General features: G+C 58.8%; 1 protein-coding gene and 1 pseudogene. Both read left to right on the top strand.

Annotation, left to right across the window (positions count from 1 at the left end):
• Positions 1–717 (top strand): NAD(P)/FAD-dependent oxidoreductase (locus tag GPK89_RS10805; protein ID WP_215693052.1); only part of this gene is annotated, 717 nt, incomplete at its 5' end.
• Between the two features lie 656 nt (positions 718–1,373).
• Positions 1,374–1,540 (top strand): annotated as a pseudogene (locus GPK89_RS16295) (FprA family A-type flavoprotein); the annotation flags it as partial.

A 1,540-nucleotide genomic window follows, 5' to 3' on the forward strand; every position in this document is an offset into this window, starting at 1 on the left:
CAGGCGGAGCGTTTTGGGGCACGCAGCGAATACGCAGAAGTCCTCCGCATGGATCTGACGGCGGTTCCCAAGCTCGTGGAGACCAGCGAGGGGATCTTCCGGGGGAAAACAGTGGTGCTGGCCACCGGTGCGGAACCCAGAACGCTGGGCGTGGCCGGAGAGTCGGAACTGGTGGGCCGGGGCGTGGCCTACTGCGCCGCCTGCGATGGGATGTTTTACAAGGGCAAAACGGTGGTCGTGGTGGGCGGCGGCAATTCCGCCGCGGCAGATGCCCTCCTTCTCAGCCGCGTGGCGAAAAAAGTGATCCTCGTCCACCGCAGAGACACCCTGCGGGCCACCAAGATCTATCACGAGCCGCTGGCACAGGCCGAAAACGTGGAATTCCGTTGGAACAGCGTCGTTTCCGCGCTACTTTCCGGGGACAGGCTGACCGGCGTCCGCCTGCGGGACACCGTCACCGGTGAGGAAAGCGTGGTGGACTGCGACGGCGTATTTGTCAGCGTGGGCCGACAGCCCGCCACGGCGCTGGCGGTGGGTCAACTGGCGCTGGACGGCGGCGGCTATATCGTGGCCGGAGAGACCACGGAAACCAGTATTCCCGGCGTTTACGCCGTGGGCGACGTGCGGACGAAGCCCCTCCGTCAGGTGGTCACCGCCGTGGCGGACGGTGCGGTGGCAGTCCACATGGCGGAGAAATATATCGCGGAAAACCGATAAGGGATGTAGATTGAAAAAGCCATGTTTAAGGTCAGGCCGGATACGACCGCCGTGGGGATGCCGACATATCTGCAAGGCAAACTGCCAGAGTGATGGCAGATAAGATAACCCATGTAAGATAGGGAGATATGTTGTCTCTCCATATCCAGTCCACGCAACAGTGAGCAACTGAACACAAAACACAGCCACAGATGTACTCTGCGGCTGTGTTTTTATGCGTAGTATACCGCGTGACAAGCGGTTTTACTGTCATGGCGTCACATAATTTGAGAAAATCGGCGCGGCGCTGCTCCGGTTGTACGATTAGGCTCCTTGAGCTCTGCATAGCTTTTGGAATTCAAACAGAAAATACCCACAGCCAAAGCGGCTGTGGGTATTTTCAAATCAGATTGTACAAGCTGACGCTGTCCTGCCGATCTCTACAGACCGTAGCTGCTTCTTCCATCTGCAAAACCCCGACGCTCCGTGGCTGACGGGGTTATCCGCACTTGCTAATACGCCCAAAGGGGGCTCCTTAACGCGCAGAAGGAAAGGGACGGTCAGCCTCCGGCGTTTTGAGAAGGAAATGGCTTTTGTGAAAGTCGAGCAGGCCCTCATCCCGCATTTTTCCAAGCTCCACGGACAGCCCGCTGCGCTCCACACCGAGGTAATCCGCAAAGATCCTGTTCTCGGCGGATGCCTTCGGCCGCTTCGGTTCACTGGAGCGGACTGCCCGTGCCCCCTGGGCACCGCAGGCCCGGCGTTATTATTACAACATCGTCGGAAAGTATGGCGCACAGGTGCAGGCGCTGCTGAAAAAAATCTCCGCGCTGGAGATCAAAAC

It is taken from the genome of Gemmiger formicilis (assembly GCF_018784445.1).
GTDB lineage: Bacteria > Bacillota > Clostridia > Oscillospirales > Ruminococcaceae > Gemmiger.